Source organism: Bradyrhizobium sp. SZCCHNS3016 (assembly GCF_032484535.1).
GTDB lineage: Bacteria > Pseudomonadota > Alphaproteobacteria > Rhizobiales > Xanthobacteraceae > Bradyrhizobium.
Genome location: NZ_JAUETE010000002.1, coordinates 27486 through 41919 on the forward strand (window position 1 = coordinate 27486; position 14434 = coordinate 41919).

At 56.5% G+C, this 14434-nt stretch carries 11 protein-coding genes; 1 reads left to right on the top strand and 10 read right to left on the bottom strand.

Translation table 11 applies throughout. The features are described from left to right. Positions 1 to 211: 211 nt before the first annotated feature. Positions 212 to 1504 (bottom strand): SUMF1/EgtB/PvdO family nonheme iron enzyme, encoded by a 1293-nt coding sequence (locus QW881_RS04405; protein ID WP_316158316.1) that lies wholly within the window; start codon positions 1502 to 1504, stop codon positions 212 to 214. A gap of 123 nt (positions 1505 to 1627) precedes the next feature. Between QW881_RS04405 and QW881_RS04410 the strand changes: the two genes are divergently transcribed. After that, positions 1628 to 1933 carry a hypothetical protein gene (locus QW881_RS04410; RefSeq protein ID WP_316158317.1) on the top strand — a complete coding sequence of 102 codons (306 nt, stop codon included), beginning with the start codon at positions 1628 to 1630 and terminating at the stop codon, positions 1931 to 1933. A gap of 32 nt (positions 1934 to 1965) precedes the next feature. Here the strand turns inward: QW881_RS04410 and QW881_RS04415 are convergent, their stop codons facing one another. The 9 genes from QW881_RS04415 to QW881_RS04450 form a co-directional block, all read right to left on the bottom strand. Continuing rightward, a complete protein-coding gene (locus QW881_RS04415; RefSeq protein WP_316158318.1) occupies positions 1966 to 3303 on the bottom strand; it encodes a hypothetical protein in 1338 nt (445 codons plus the stop codon). Between the two features lie 571 nt (positions 3304 to 3874). Continuing rightward, positions 3875 to 5098 carry a type IV secretion system DNA-binding domain-containing protein gene (locus QW881_RS04420; RefSeq protein ID WP_316158319.1) on the bottom strand — a complete coding sequence of 408 codons (1224 nt, stop codon included), beginning with the start codon at positions 5096 to 5098 and terminating at the stop codon, positions 3875 to 3877. An 881-nt stretch (positions 5099 to 5979) separates the two neighbouring features. Continuing rightward, positions 5980 to 6354 (bottom strand): helix-turn-helix domain-containing protein, encoded by a 375-nt coding sequence (locus tag QW881_RS04425; RefSeq protein ID WP_316158320.1) that lies wholly within the window; start codon positions 6352 to 6354, stop codon positions 5980 to 5982. A gap of 213 nt (positions 6355 to 6567) precedes the next feature. After that, positions 6568 to 7671, bottom strand: a complete 1104-nt coding sequence (locus tag QW881_RS04430; protein ID WP_316158321.1) for an FRG domain-containing protein — start codon at positions 7669 to 7671, stop codon at positions 6568 to 6570. Between the two features lie 261 nt (positions 7672 to 7932). Beyond that, positions 7933 to 8535, bottom strand: coding sequence for a hypothetical protein (locus tag QW881_RS04435; RefSeq protein ID WP_316158322.1), 603 nt, complete (start codon positions 8533 to 8535; stop codon positions 7933 to 7935). 61 nt (positions 8536 to 8596) lie between these two features. After that, a complete protein-coding gene (locus QW881_RS32560; protein WP_410052019.1) occupies positions 8597 to 8920 on the bottom strand; it encodes a DUF3768 domain-containing protein in 324 nt (107 codons plus the stop codon). A 6-nt stretch (positions 8921 to 8926) separates the two neighbouring features. Then, positions 8927 to 9883, bottom strand: coding sequence for a replication-relaxation family protein (locus tag QW881_RS04440; RefSeq protein WP_316158323.1), 957 nt, complete (start codon positions 9881 to 9883; stop codon positions 8927 to 8929). Between the two features lie 103 nt (positions 9884 to 9986). Next, positions 9987 to 12044, bottom strand: a complete 2058-nt coding sequence (locus tag QW881_RS04445; protein WP_316158324.1) for a hypothetical protein — start codon at positions 12042 to 12044, stop codon at positions 9987 to 9989. After that, the gene (locus QW881_RS04450) at positions 12041 to 14233 is read right to left on the bottom strand and encodes a DUF4189 domain-containing protein (RefSeq protein WP_316158325.1); all 2193 of its coding nucleotides are present in this window, start codon (positions 14231 to 14233) and stop codon (positions 12041 to 12043) included. Before QW881_RS04450 ends, QW881_RS04445 begins: the two co-directional genes overlap by 4 nt. Between the last annotated feature and the right edge of the window lie 201 nt (positions 14234 to 14434).

The following is a 14434-nucleotide window of genomic DNA, read 5'->3' on the forward strand; positions in this document are numbered from 1 at the left end:
TGCGCACGCAAGGTGCTTGAATTATAGGCGCGCCATTGACGGCACGAGATTTTCGTGTCGTAAAAACAATATTGTGCGACGTAACTCAACACGAAAAACATGGCTCAATGGAGCCAATAAATCGGCGGTGGTGTTCTAGGGCCTTGTTGAGCCATTTTGGCGCGCTGCGCGAAGACCACAGTCACGCCCTGAACTTGACGTACAACGTTCATCACTTGGAGCTGAGCGTTCTCGCAACTCGGAATCCCACATCGGTGTCCCTGCGATCAACGGGCACGAAACTTCTGTGAGCGGATCGGAGCTGTCCGGCAGAGCAGTACCAGGAGCCGCCGCGTACGGCACGGTGACTACAATCGCTGTCCGTCCAGGCTGAGCCATCTGTCGGCGTGCTTTGATAATTGTTACTGGCGCAATCCTCAACCCACTCCCAAACGTTGCCATGTACCTGGTAGAGGCCCCATGGATTGGGGGCAAAGGAATCAACGGGCAACGTCTTCCTTGGATATTCACCTCTGGGTCCGCCGGCGTATGACGTGGTGTTGTCGAAGTTCGCTTGTTTCGAGGAGATGGTTTGGCCTACCCAGAAGGGTGTGAGCGTGCCAGCTCGCGTGACGTATTCACGCTCGGCCTCGCTCAAGAATCGGTATTTCCTGCTGGTCTTTTTCGAAAGCCATTCGATATAGGCCCTGGCGTCGTGCCACGATACGTTGATTGCCGGCCGACGGCCGCGTCCCCAGCCGCGGTCCGAAGGTTTGTATCCCTCGCAGGCCCCATCGGCCGCGCAGCGATCATACTCATCCAGTGTCACGGAAAACCGGCCGACAGCGAACGGTTTCGCGAACGTCACCTTGTGCAAAGGGCCTTCGTTTTCCATCCGGGAAAGCTCGCCTATGGGCGCACCCATCAATAGCGACCCCGCCGGCACCACCACCATTTCGGGGCACGTGTCACATTCCTTGAAACTGTCCTTGGCCTTCAAAATCCTTTCCCTATCTTCTGTGAGCGATACCCCGGTTGACAGCGCCGCAGACGGCAGTGTCGTCGCCTCGGCATTCTTTCGAGACTGCTCCGCCTCTGCCCGCGCCGCTTCAATTCTTTCAATCCCGTTCGCAGCTTGATCATTGGACGGATCCAAGGCGAGCGCAGCTCGATAATCGGCAAGAGATTTTTCGAGATCGCCCTTCAGGGAATAAGCGCCAGCCCGAACCACATGCGCCGACGCGATTATTTTGCCTGAAGCGTACTTCTGGGTGAGCTCGATGACCCGGGTAAAGTCCGCAATTGCGGGGTCAAATTCTCCCTTCTGTCGATAGGCTGTACCACGAAGAGCGTGCAATATTGCCTGATCTACCAAATCCAGTTGCCCTGAGGACATCAAGCGAGAGCACGCGGAAACTGACTTTTCATCTTGCCCCCTCTCGCACACCTCACGGTCACCGGAAGCAGCGCCGACAAAAATAACGGACGTGAGCAGCAAGAAAATCACTTTATGTGTGATATTCACGAAAGCCCCTGCCAGTCTGCGAGTTCCCATCACTTCACTTGTTGGGGTGGATTCTGCGTTGCAATTCCGTTGCCAATAGCACGCCGCACTTTTCCACTGCCTATCGCGTGTTAGAATTGACGTGTGAGCGCCATAGAAAGCTTTCTCGTTGCCGTCATCCTTCTCGGGCTCGTTCTCTTTCCCGTTGCACTTATATTTTCTGATCCTTTGGGCATTACAAGTTTTTTATATCTGATCGCGATTGTGCCGGTTGTGCTCCTGTCTGGGCTCACGATCTTCTTCATTCGAAGAAAAAGAAATTATGCAGCAGTGAAGCCTTCGCAAACGAGTCTTTTGATACGCATTCTCAGGATCGTGATCATCGCAGGTGCATTTATGTTGGCCGCAATCTTTGTGGGTCTATGGGCCGTTGTCATAATGGGCTTTTAATCCAGCACGAATTCTCTCAAATCCGACAACTTCTACCGTCGCCCTCGCTCGGCTCTAAGTAAGAACTCCCCCAAACCAGCCTCAACGTTATCCATCGAGTGACGCTCCCCAACTGACAAGTCAGGACCACCCGTCGGACTAACAAATACGGTGTTGCCGGGAAGAAGACCTTTCCCTGCCATTCGTGCGATGTCGGCGGTTGTATCAGGATCGCCTACCCAGTCCTTAATTGTGTACACGTTTACCTGCCGACCCGCGCGTGCAGAACTCTCCTGTGTTGAAAACGAATTCCTTGCGGCATTGAAGGTATACGTATTGAGGCCAAGCTGATTTCCGACGTAGCTTGCCTCACTGCCACCCTCGGAATGTCCGGTCAATTTGATTGTAAAGCCCTTGTAGTCTCGTTCAGACATATCGCGGACGGCCTTGGCATATGCCAAAGCTGCCTCATATTGGGTTGGCCGGACTACCCCATTAAGCGGCAAGTAACGTGCCCCAATGTTAGTGGCCCAATCCTTCAAACTTCCACCACTAATGCCAGGATAAAGTGACCCACGGAACGCGACAACGATCTCCTTCTTGTCGGGGTTCACATAAGTCGAACCGTAAAAATTCGAATTTGCAAACGCGCCAACTTGGGACGCATTAAGTCCACTCTTTGTTAGTGTTGTCTTCCAGTCATCATTTATTCGGCGGAACCCAAAGAAATTGGCGCTGGCCTTGCTTTTATCGGCGTAAACGTCCGCCGCCAGGACTGAATAGGGTTGAACCTCACGTGCCGTAGCAACGTTTATGGGCTGCGCCCGCGCTGGGACGACAACACCCGGCGGCTGCGACACATTCTGTCCCTGCAGAGCTGCGGCGAGCCTCGCTTCCTCCGCGACTGCCCTTACTGTCGCCGCCTTATTGGGAGGCGCCTTCTCTGCCGCCGCCTTTTCTGCGGTGCGCCGGTGCTCTTTCTCAGCCTGGAGACTCTTGAGGAGCGCATCTTCCGCGCGTTTCGCGTTCTCTGCTTTTTGCTTTGCCTCCGCTTCGTCTTTACGTTGCGCCTCAACCGCCGCGAGTTTGTCCGCTGCCGCTTTCTCCTGAGCCGCCTTCTCCCGAACTAGTTTCTCGCGAGCAAGTTCCTCGAGCTTTTGCTTCGCGGTAGCTGCCGCCTCCTTGCGTTCCTGGTCGGTCCTCGTCTTTGCATCAATTGCGTCTTGCTTCTTGCGAGCGACCTCTGCCTTGCGCTCTTCTTCTTTGCGTCTAGTCTCCTCGCGAGCTTGCTGTTCATGTTGCTGCTGTTCGGCTTTGAGGTCTCGAATGCGTGCTTCTAGCTCTGATGCTTGCTCTGGTGTCGGGCACCTAAGCTGTCCTTTCTTCACCACGCCGGGAATGTCATAGGGCGCCGTCCAGCAGACGTGTCCTTCATCGCACGAGCTATTGTGTCTGGGTCCACAATCCACAACCCCCTCGGCGTAACATCCCCGGCGTCCGATTGCGCACTTTTGTCCCGGTGCGCAATAATAGCCGCCACACTCGATGGAGCCCCTCGCTATGCAGCCATATTTGGAGCAGTAATTCCCCCTGCCGCAGCACAATCCGACATGAGCGCAATACTCCGTATCGGGAGGGCAAACCGATTGCTGGACCTGCGGTGTGTATTGTTGCCGACACCCACTATATAACCCCGCATACGAGCCGTCGGGGCATTGGCACATGATGCCGCCACCTCCTGACACTTCTGTGCTTCCAGGCGGACATTGAAATTGCGCTTGGGCTACGGTGGCCCAACCGATCAGGAATGCGCACGCTATCGCGACCTCGCGCATGGAGCCCCCTCCTCGCGCTAGTCTTCAAATTGGCGACAGATACTACCACACCAATTGGTTGTGTCCACGATAATGCTGATCAGAGCGCGAAAGTACGAATTCACGAGACGCGCGGGTCTTGCCTGGCTCATCCGCGGTTGATCGCCCAGCCCGGTCGCCCGAAGCGTTGGCGGCTCTGCGCGCGGATCGTATCCGCGGTGCCGAGCCGCGCGTACTGTCTAGGTGCCACGAAAATCCGCTCTTGGCCGGTGCCTCGCCGAAGCCAGGCCGTGAAAGGCTCTTGATCCGCAAGCGTTCCGCGCTCCATCGTTCGAAATTCAGGCGCCAAGAGCTCGGAATCGCGGCTGCCAACGCGGAAGATGATCAGCGTTCCCGCGTTGCCTATCACCGCGGAGCGCACGGCGGACTGGAGCTGATCCGTGTACTGGTTGGCAAGGCAGAAATGGGTTGCAAACTTGCGCGCCTCCGAAAGCAGTGACGCAAAGGCGTCTGAACTAAATGTTTGGAATTCATCGATGTGGGCGAAGAAAGCGACCCGCTGGTCAGGCGGAACGGATGATCGGTCCATGGAGACGAGCTGTAAATGAGAGACGATGAGTGAGCCGAGCAGGTTAGACGCCTGCTCCCCTATCGATCCCTTGGCGAGATTGGCGATCAGAATGCGCCGGTTGTTCATCGTGAACCCGAGATCGAATCGCGGGGCCACTTGCCCAAGAATCATGCGGAGCTGAGGCGCCGCGGCAATTTGCCCCGCCTTATTGAGGATGGGAGCAATGGCCTCCGAGCGAAATGATTTCGGATACGCCAAGAACTCCTCGTTCCAGAACCGGAGCGTCTCGCTGTCGCTGGCGTCGCGGAGAAGGCGTTCCCGGAAGCGGTCGTCGATGTAAACCCGTGGGAGGTCGATCAGCGTAGAATGCTGGCGCGAGATGAGGGCCGCGATGCCATGATAGAGGAAATGCTCAAGTCGCGGCCCCCAGCTGTCGGACCAAATGTGCTTGAACGCCGATACCACCCCGGCCGCGGCAAGCGCCCGCCTTCCCGGCGCAACGCGCGTGATCGGATTAAATCCGACCGGCCGCTCGATATCCGTCACGTCGAGATAGCACACGTCGTTGATGCGAGTGCGCGGTATCGTATCGAGAATGTCGAAGGCTAGGTCACCGTGAGGATCAATGACGGCGATCCCCTCTCCCCTATTGATGTCGTCGATTGCGAGATTGAATAGCAGAGTGCTTTTGCCACTGCCTGACTTGCCGACAATGTATAGGTGGCGTTCGCGTTCTTCGCGCGAGAACGTGATGCCGCCGCCGCTAGCAGTCGTTGCAATAGAAATAGGCTCCTGCTCCATAACGTCGCGACTGCCTCCGGTGAAAACCCGTGCTGCCAGGCGCAGCTCGCGTTTGCCATTCGTGCGCGCCGCTTTCTGTGGGAGTGAAGCGACCCGCGGCTCACCGAGCGACCTATGGTGGGGTGTGGTCGGTGAACTACCCGAGGCTGTCGCCACGCCGTGAGACGTGGTCCGTCTATTGTAGCCCCGGAGGCTGTTGGCGGTTCGCTAGGTAGGTGTGGATGCCGTGTGGATACCGGTGTGATGTCGGCCCCCGCTTTGTCGGAGACGCGCATCGCCGGCGGAATCTCGCCCATGTTTGGTTGCCCCATTGAGAACCGTGGGGCGAGATCCGCCAAGAGGACCCGTCAGGGTGCGCGTCGTCCGGCGTGAGCCGGCCGACCCCGCGCCGCCAGTCGAGCACCACGCACTCCAGTGCGGGGAGCGCAGACCGCAGCGCGCTCCGGAGGGACTGGACGGAATGGAGCGGCACGCGAATTCCGGGAAGGAACGCCGGAGCGCCGCCAGCTCGATCAAGCTTTGCTTGATGAGTGGCGGCGCGGGGTCGGGCGGCGAGCCCGACAAAGCGGGGGCGACTTATGCCGTGCTATCAGAACACATTGGCGATTGGTAAGAACCGAGGGGTACAAGTCAGGTGTATAGCTGTTGTACCCTCTTATCCTGATGAATCTGGTGCCTGGGTGGGACGTCCTGAGGATACGAACTGTTCAGCACTTTTGGTCAGTCGATTGCTTGTATTCCCTTATTTGAAAATGCATTCCCTGAACTGAGTATTTTTATCATGAGTATTCTTAAATGCGTATTCTTATATAGAGAGAGCGGCTGATTTGGCCGCTCCAGTTCGGCAACGATGGCCGCTCAAGAGCGGCCAAATTGGCCGCTCAGTGCCGGCCATGTGTGGCTTGCTTCTGCACTGTGAGGAAGAGCCGATATAGATTGGTCTTACCGAGGCCACGCTGCACAATCTCCAAGAGCTTGGTCTTTTCGAGCTCATCGAGATAGCGGCGGACGCTTCGCTCGCCTGAACCCATGTCTTCCGCAAGCTTCACCTGACCCGGAAAGCAGGCATCATCTCCCCATGCGTATTTAAGCAACATTGCGTAAGCGAGCTTAGCTCCAACAGAGAGTTCTTTGTTCGTGAGAATGAAGTTCGGGACCTGCGTGAATCCGTGACGCGTGGCCAGGTCAGCTCCGATAATTTCGATGTTGCGCTCACGCAAGATGTTGCTGATGTGCCGTTCCGACTGACCTTCCATACCTTGCCATTATACGTTGCGCCGAACGGACGATGGCCAACTTGTCCCCCACTTCGGAGTGGATAACGCCATCAAACAACGCGAGCGAAATTTTGTCAGCTACTCGCGACGTGGCGCGATCTGTCGCGGCTGGTCGCGGCAACCGGCCAGACACGCCGCCAATCGCAACATGAGTAGAGCACACCGGCCTGGCAGAGGTTTCAAGGCTTGAAGTTATGTCCGATAACCAGGATCGACGAGGCCATGAACAGCGTCATGAACAGAGACGCCATAGTCGGACAGGTATCTCGCCCCCACTTCAGCGGAGACCTCGGCCACATATTGATAGGCTCGATCGATGGCTAGGTTTGGCCACAGATAGTCAGGCGCGTACTCTGTGATGATGTTCGATCCATGTCTAAAATAGAACGCCTCGAAGTCAGGCGCGCCCTTCAAGTCGTGGACTGCGACAATGTCCTTTATTGCCACCAGATCCGGTGTTGCGAAATACTCGTCCTTATTCCCGTTCCTCGAAAGCTTGACGCGTGTGGGATGCAAGCACCTGTGCCATATCAATGGATAGAGCAAACCACCTCGTTGCCTTGCCAGCCGAGAATTGGACAAATCGGGCAACGAACCACCATGCGCCGTACCCAGTGGCTCCGCGATATCGATGACGTTGGAGAACGTAACCCTCGCGTGAGCCGTATTCATGTCGGCTTCCATTGAACCATACTTTTTGAAATACTTCTCCAGCATGGCAACCGTTTCGGCGTCCCCCGATATGGTTAGTGCAGGCAATGCAACGCGATTCTTAAACCAGACAACTTCTTTTCCCTTGAAATCCTTAAGCTCCATGACGTGCACGGTGTCTTCGAGATGAGCAACGTTTCTGATTTGGGGCCATCTTCGTATTCGGTACACGACGCCATATCCGTTGTTCTCGTTCCCTCCGAAATGGTCGTATGCGGGGTAGGCGCGCGTTGCAAAAAATGCAGCGATCTTAGGGCACTCTGTAACATCAACGACCTCTGAACCCATTCCATATTGCTGGGCAATAATATTGCCCAGACCCTTCCCATGCGTCCGCATCAATTTGCGACGCACCATGGATTTGACCCGATCGCGGTCAGTCAGAGACAGATTGGATTTTGTGCTATCGACGCTGATCCAGTCGTAATCGAGCTTTCTGTCCGTGACACCGCGTCGAAAGCGTGACGGGAGCAACGTGGAATAATCTTTGGTCTGCCCTCTATACAGATACTTCTCGTGATCCTCAGCCAGGAGGTAGTCAAGAAGCTCCCGTATGGAGCGAGCTGGATTGAGCAAGCTAAACATTGCGCATATGTACCCGGCTGCCGACGGCTATTGTCAGCTCAATACTCGCCTGTTGAGGAACACCGAAAGTACCGAAGTGAGGCAGGGGTAAGCGCCAGTGGTGTGCTTGTGCTTACAAAAGCAAAAAGCGTCGTCAGTCCGGATACCCGTCGCATGTGTCCTCCATGCGAACCAAATGCAAGACTATATCTGCCAAGTTGTAGTATGCAAGCGATACCTCCAAACGATTGAGACCGGGAAAGTAAGCGCGTCGAGCGGCGGTCAATTTGGGGCCGACTTCGGGCCGTCGGGGTGCCCCAGCAACGGCGTAAGCATTCTCTGGAGTCCTGCGATGAGGTGATTGGTCTCTCTTGCTCGTTCGGTTAAGTCCTTGATTTGATCGTTCTTGACCGAAACCTCTCCGCGCAAAAACACGATCTCGCCGTCCTTCTCGACGAGGCGTTTTTCAAGCTGCTGGACGTATTCAGTCTCTGGCACGTCTTGTCGCGACTTGTCGGGGGTTGTCGCGTCCCCCCGGACTAGCTTTTCCTTTATGTTCAAAGTGCTGCCTTCGGCGCCGACATGTCGCGCCTTGTCGCGTCCTGTCGCGCCTTGTCGCGTCAGGTCGGGACCTGTCGCGTTAGCGCTGACCTCTTCAATGTACGCAATATGTTTGTCTACGGATGCGGGCGAGATCATGTACTTCTCGCCAATGGGCGTCTCGATTAAGCGGCATTCGAGATGGCCTTTTGCGCAATAGCGCTGAATGCTCCGCGGCGTACGCGGTAGACCAGCTCGCCCGTATCGTTCCAGCGCTTCATCGATCGTGAGAGTAAAATCGCTGTCGGGACTTGTCGCGACAGGTCGCGGCGTGTCGATATCCATGGGTGTAAGGATAACGCGGTTCGTCCCACGTCTCACCGGTTATCCCCAGCGGGGGATGGCGCTACCGCAAGGCGTCTGCGACAACGAAGAGGGTAAGGACGCGAAGGGTCGAATGTGGGTCCGCCGGGTCGCGCGAAAGGCCTGATCCAGTTGCGGATCGATACTCGATACGCCATTCGAACGCGTAGCCGCCGAAGATAAACGTGCCCCAGTCGTGCTCGCTCTCGGGGTCGAACTTTCGATACTTTGACAGGAAGAGGAGCGCTCGGCCACGCAGGCGAGGCTCGAGGTCATAGACGTCGGGCGTCATCTGCACGCGTCCCCCCTTGAAGGTGGTACGGAGCTGGTCGTTAAGTTCGACGATTCTTCGCCGGTCCCGGCGCATGATCCATCACTCAGCCAAAGAGAACGGTTCGAATCCCGCCCGCTGCCACGGCTCAAAAAGCATGTGGCCTGAGGCGGGTGCAGGCTTCTCAAACGAGGTGAGAGAGGGAATATGCTTGAAAAGAAACCGCCTGCCATATGCGCCCGGCTTGAGCCGCTCTAACAGATCGATCATGGAAAGCATTCGAGTCTTCGTAGTCGTGACGAAGGGGATCAGAAATGTGGATGCGCCGAAGTGCCGTGCCGGCACACCCTGGTTGAGGGCGTTGAGATAGGCGATGAACTTATTGCGGATCGACGTGCGCTGGTCGTCGCCTGAATCAATCGGCTCGGTGCCGCAATCGGCTTCGAACCCGAAGACGAATGCATAGGATTTCGAACCGGCGTTTCGCTCAACGACGAACGGCCGCCAATCACTCGCGAGACTTTCGGCCCGCCCGTCACGCTCGATTGGAAGGAGCTGTGGGTTCGCGAGCCGCTTTGTGGCACTCGGCATTTGCGGGCTATCGAGGAGGTCGTGCCACCCGATAAGGCGAATCGTGTTGCTGCTCTTAGCACCGATCTCGAATGACGCCGCGATCGTGCACGCCATCAGTTCATGCGCGAAGTTGCGCAGGTACTTCTTCCGAGAATAGGTGAGGCCGCGGCTGCGAAGCTCGTCCGCGCCCCTATCGTCCAATTCGTATATTAAACGTCTTGTATTCGCGTTGGCATTTGCGCGCTGCTGGTGCGGCCGATTGACGTAACCGTTGGGCTTGCGGCAGAGGACTTCAAGTCTCGCCTGCAGTGCGGGGATTGACCGGCCGGTGAGCGCAGCGAGATAGTCAGACGGGAGGTAACGATACCGACCCAGCAATTTGAAAATAGCGAGATCGTCCTCAGAAAGCCGAGCGATGATCGGCCTGCCGGCCCGATCGAGCTTCGGCTCTCTATCCCAACGTGAATTGCGTGACCGTTGATCCATGCCACTGAATTAACATGGAGCGCGCGCTCGAATAACGGTGAGCAAAAGGTGTGGTGGGGAAGCCAGCGTCGCTATGAGACGCTACGCGCTAACGAAACATTTTCTACCAGGTTGAGCCGGTCTCAGGTTTGTCGTTCGCCGGTGGCGGGTCGTCGCGACGTGTCGCGGCTGATCGGGGCTTATCGTGACCCGCTCTTGCCGGAGATGCGGTGGCATTTGCCGGGGCTTCACGTGCCGAGAACGAAGAAGCCGCGGCATGGATTGGTGGGGGCTCCGGAATGAATCCGTAATCGTCCCGCATACGCTGGCGAATGGCGACTTGCTGGGCGGCAGTCATGCGCGGCAAGTCCTCGATGTTCCGATACGGGACTTTTAGAGCGATGGCGTGCGGTGTGAGGTCGCGGACGAAGGCGGCAAACGTCCCGCGCGGTAGGTTGTGCAGGAACTCCGGTTCACATCGGAGCTTCGGCGCAAGATACTTTGCCTCGTCGTCGCTGTTGGCAAAGCGGATAGCACAGTTCGCCACCGCACTAAGGACGTTGGGGTTTGTTATTTGGTCCGTGCGTTGGTGAGCGAGGATGAGCGCGATTTTTTGAGAGCGGCATTCATCCAGGATGGTCGCAAGCTTCTGATCGTTACGCACCCATTGGCACTCGTCCAAGTAACAATACACCGGGAGCTTTTCAGAAGGTCTGAGCGTTGAGCGCGCCTGAGCGGCCCCGAGGATGAGAGCCAGGAAGAACCGTTGATAGAACTCGCTGCCCTCGTCGCCAAGCTTCGCCTTGCTGGCGTCGATGAGGACGATCTTGCCGATGTTCATTGCCTCCCCGATCTTGAGGCGAGTGGTGGGAGAGGCGAACATGGCGCGCATGGTGTCGTTGGTGAGAATGAAGTCGAGGCGCCAGATGATCTGGCTCCGGGTCTCCGCGTACGTTTTCGAGTGAAAGCCGCTCGCCTTGTTCTCGAAAAATTGCCTCAATCGGCTATCGAGCTTTTCGACCTCGTCTCGGGTCAGGCCGTCGGCCAGAACGCGCTTCAGCGTGTCGATGGTCGGATTCGGAAACGCTTGCAACATGGCCGGGAGGACATGGCGGAAGAGCGCGGATTGTAAGTTGGTGAATTTGGCATCCAAAAGCCCGGACAGTATGTACTCGATGAGCGCGATGGTATGCGGAATGTTCTCGCTCGGCACATCGAGGGGATTGAGGGCAAGCGGGTGGTAACTGTCGGGCTCGATAAGGACGAGCCTGTCAGCAACGGCGGCCATGTTCTTTATCGGATTGATGAGGTCGCCCTTGCTGTCCATGACGACGATGGAGGCATGGCGCGGGAGGTCATCGAGGAACATGGCATGAAGCAGAGTAGTCTTGCCCCGCCCAGGCGGGGCGATAATCCAATGGCCGCTGAATCGCGTCTCATCAGGAAGCGCGAACGGAAGCGGGCACAGAAGGAGGTCGCGGATTGGCGTGCCTGCGAAATAGGTTTCGACCAGCTCTTCGGGAGACAATTCTGCATCTGAGGCCTTGATAAGCGGCCTCTTCGAGTTTCCATCGAGGGGAACGCCCGAATAAGTGCAGATGTTCTCATAGATGCGCTCGCCGACTGCTGTGAGCAGTCCCACCTCGATCAGCTCGTTACTACAAATTGTGCCGACGATACGATCGGCTACATCGCTGGGATCGTGGAGCAGTGAGATAAGCGGGACGGTAAAGGCGCTTTCTACGAGCGGCGGAAGCGACTGGATCAACCCTGCTGAGATATTGCCAATGGTGTCCGCTAGCTGTTCGGCCAGCCTGTCGTCGTGAGAGAGAAAGTATTCTTGTGACCGCAAATGCCGATTGAGCTGGGTCTGCTCTATCAGCGTTATCGGTCTGGAGAAATCGACCGTTGGCGAGGAAAAGATTGCCGTTTCGAGCCGCAGCATTTCCTGTTGGAAATCGTCCAGCGCTCGTCCGAGAGGCTGATATGCAGGCAGTTCGACTACTTCGCAGACTCGCTCGACTATCGCGTTGCTGACGAGTGTGACGGCGTCCGGCCGTGCCCATGCGCTCGCGCGGTGCGCGCTTGTAACGCGGGCATAGAGGGAAGCCGTCTCGGCGAGATCCTTTGCTCGCTCATCGGTAAAGCCGCGCAGGAACGGTGTGTGAGGGGACTGCTTCAATGAATTTCCTCGCGCCCGTCAAAAGTCTGCGCGGTCTCCAAAAATCCTTCAAGGTTTTCTTTTGCTTCCCGAATAGCGCTCTCCGCCTCCAGTAATTCCTCCATGCTTTTGCATTCCACGTGCACACCGGAGAGCAAGCTGTTTACGGTGATGCGCAGTGCAAGCGATGCCCTGACTGCGCTGACAGCCGCACGGCCAAGTTTCCAAATGGTACCGGCGGCTCCCTTCGCTTGCTCGGACGCCGGAGCCAAAAGGCTCGGGCCCCCTCGCGTGGCCGCCAAATGTCCCTGTGCGGCGGCTACATGCTTCTGCCTCGCCTCGCTCTCGTAGATGAGTCTGCCGCCAAGATTATGCTTCGCGATCAGAGAAAGGGTTTCCTGAGAAGCATCGATACGGGCGTCAAGCATGTAGATGAGGCCACCCATGGCGCCGGTCTTTTGCGACCGCTTTAGCTTGAGGACGATGCCTTCGAGGGGAGGCATCGGTTGAACGATTTGGGTAGCTTGTGGGATGACCGCCGGCAACTTGTTAGCAAGGAGTGTTTCGACCTCATTGATTTGCGACGCAATCTCTGGCTCGATTGACTGCTGCGCCGGAGTTTCTGGTTGGAGTTGCTCAGTGGCAAGAACAGAACGCGAGACTGCGTCATAGGGTCGTATAAAATAGCCGATGCCGAATACGGTGAATGTCAACAGCGAACAAACGGCAATCTCCGTGTCCAGTTTGAATTGGTGCTGCGAAACGTACAGCGCTAGTGCGACGGGTATCGTCACCGTGAATGCGGGCAAGCGCAAGAACGTGTGACCTTCGTCTTCAGCTTCTTGGGGGGATGCCGTAACGCGGGCGCGATTGGCTATGTAGATTAACAGATAGACGATGCCGTAGAGCTGTAGAGATGCCGGCAAATGAGTTATGAGGATCGGGGGAAGCGCAATGTATTGAGCGCCCTCAAGTAGGATTAGTTGCAACGAGACGGCAAGAAGTATTGGAAGCCCTGACCACAGGGCGACTGAAAGATATTTTTGAAGGATATCGTACGGCGTGCGGATGCTAAGCGCCCACAGGAGCCACATGAATAGGACAGCCAATATTCCAACCGACAGATAGTTTAGGTACCGGAACTCGATGATGCCGGTTTCGCTCGCAACTGGTGGTGCGGACGATTGGGCAACAATGGGCGGAGAGGTCGCTTGTGCTCGTTGGGGTGGGAGCTGGACTGATGGTGCGGCAGTAGTATTCGGTTGAATGGTAGGCGGTTGAGGCTTTGGAATAGTGTTAGCGGAATCTCTTGCCGCGGCTCGCTTTCTTGCGAAATACTCGCCGTCTATTGATGAGCCGGTAAATGCTATCTGAGCGCCGACATTGCACTGGCCCCATCGTGATGCGCAGTTGTTATCTGGTGGCCAGCAAAATTGGAGTGCTTGCTTTTTCGCTTCCTCCAGATTGCTTGCGACGGCGAAGCGGAACTCCTTCCCGTCGGGGCTCGTAGCATAGGAGCCGCAACGACCTGGGGGAATAAATCCGATTGTCCTGCATGATCGCCAACCGAACGACGCGCATTTTTCCAAGGCGCTTCCGCTGGATTCCGGCACGGCGACGAGCTGCCAGCCGTATTGGCTTTCTCCCACTACAGCAACGATGTCGGTAGATTGCCGAGCGGGTTGCGGACTGGTTGTGGCCGAATTCTCAACCTCCCTGACGACGCGCGTCACGTCATTTTGCGGAGAGGTCGTTGGAGCCGGTTGAACGACGGCAGCAACGTTAGGCCGACGAGGGGCTGGTGGCGATGTGTCGTCTGACCAGACTAAGAAGTCACCCCTGCATTGCTCTCCGCTCCTTGCACTTCTGCAGAGTTGAAGAGCGTTCTCGCGTGCATCCTCGGGTGTAGTACCCGGCGCAGTGAAAAGCTCGCCGTCGAGAATTTTGCCGTCCGTGGGTATAAAGACAGACAAGTACTCAAACGAGAAGCTGATTTCGATGCGACAGTTTTCGTGCAGCGTATTTGCCTCGCACTGGTGCAAAGCCGTCTCGCGCGCTTCGGTCGGCGAAGGCTCATTCACAACGACGATGGGTACCTTTTTGTTCGTTCCGATAAAATCGGCAATTGCCATCGCGCCGTAACAAAAGGCGGGACTGCTGTTCAGCAAGCTGACCAAAAATATCAGCGCGTATTGTTTGAACCAGCGCATGGTTCATCTCACAAGATGGGCGGCCGAGATGTGCACTCCCGACCGCCCAGCTCCCTTACGTAGGAGCGTTCCAATCTTCAGTCACTTTCAGACCGTGGGCTTCGAAATACGCCAGCACCTCAGAGACGCGCCACACAGGATGCGAATTTCGATGGCTGCTCAGCTTCCTGCATTTTGGAAATGCTCGGGCCGCGTAAGCAG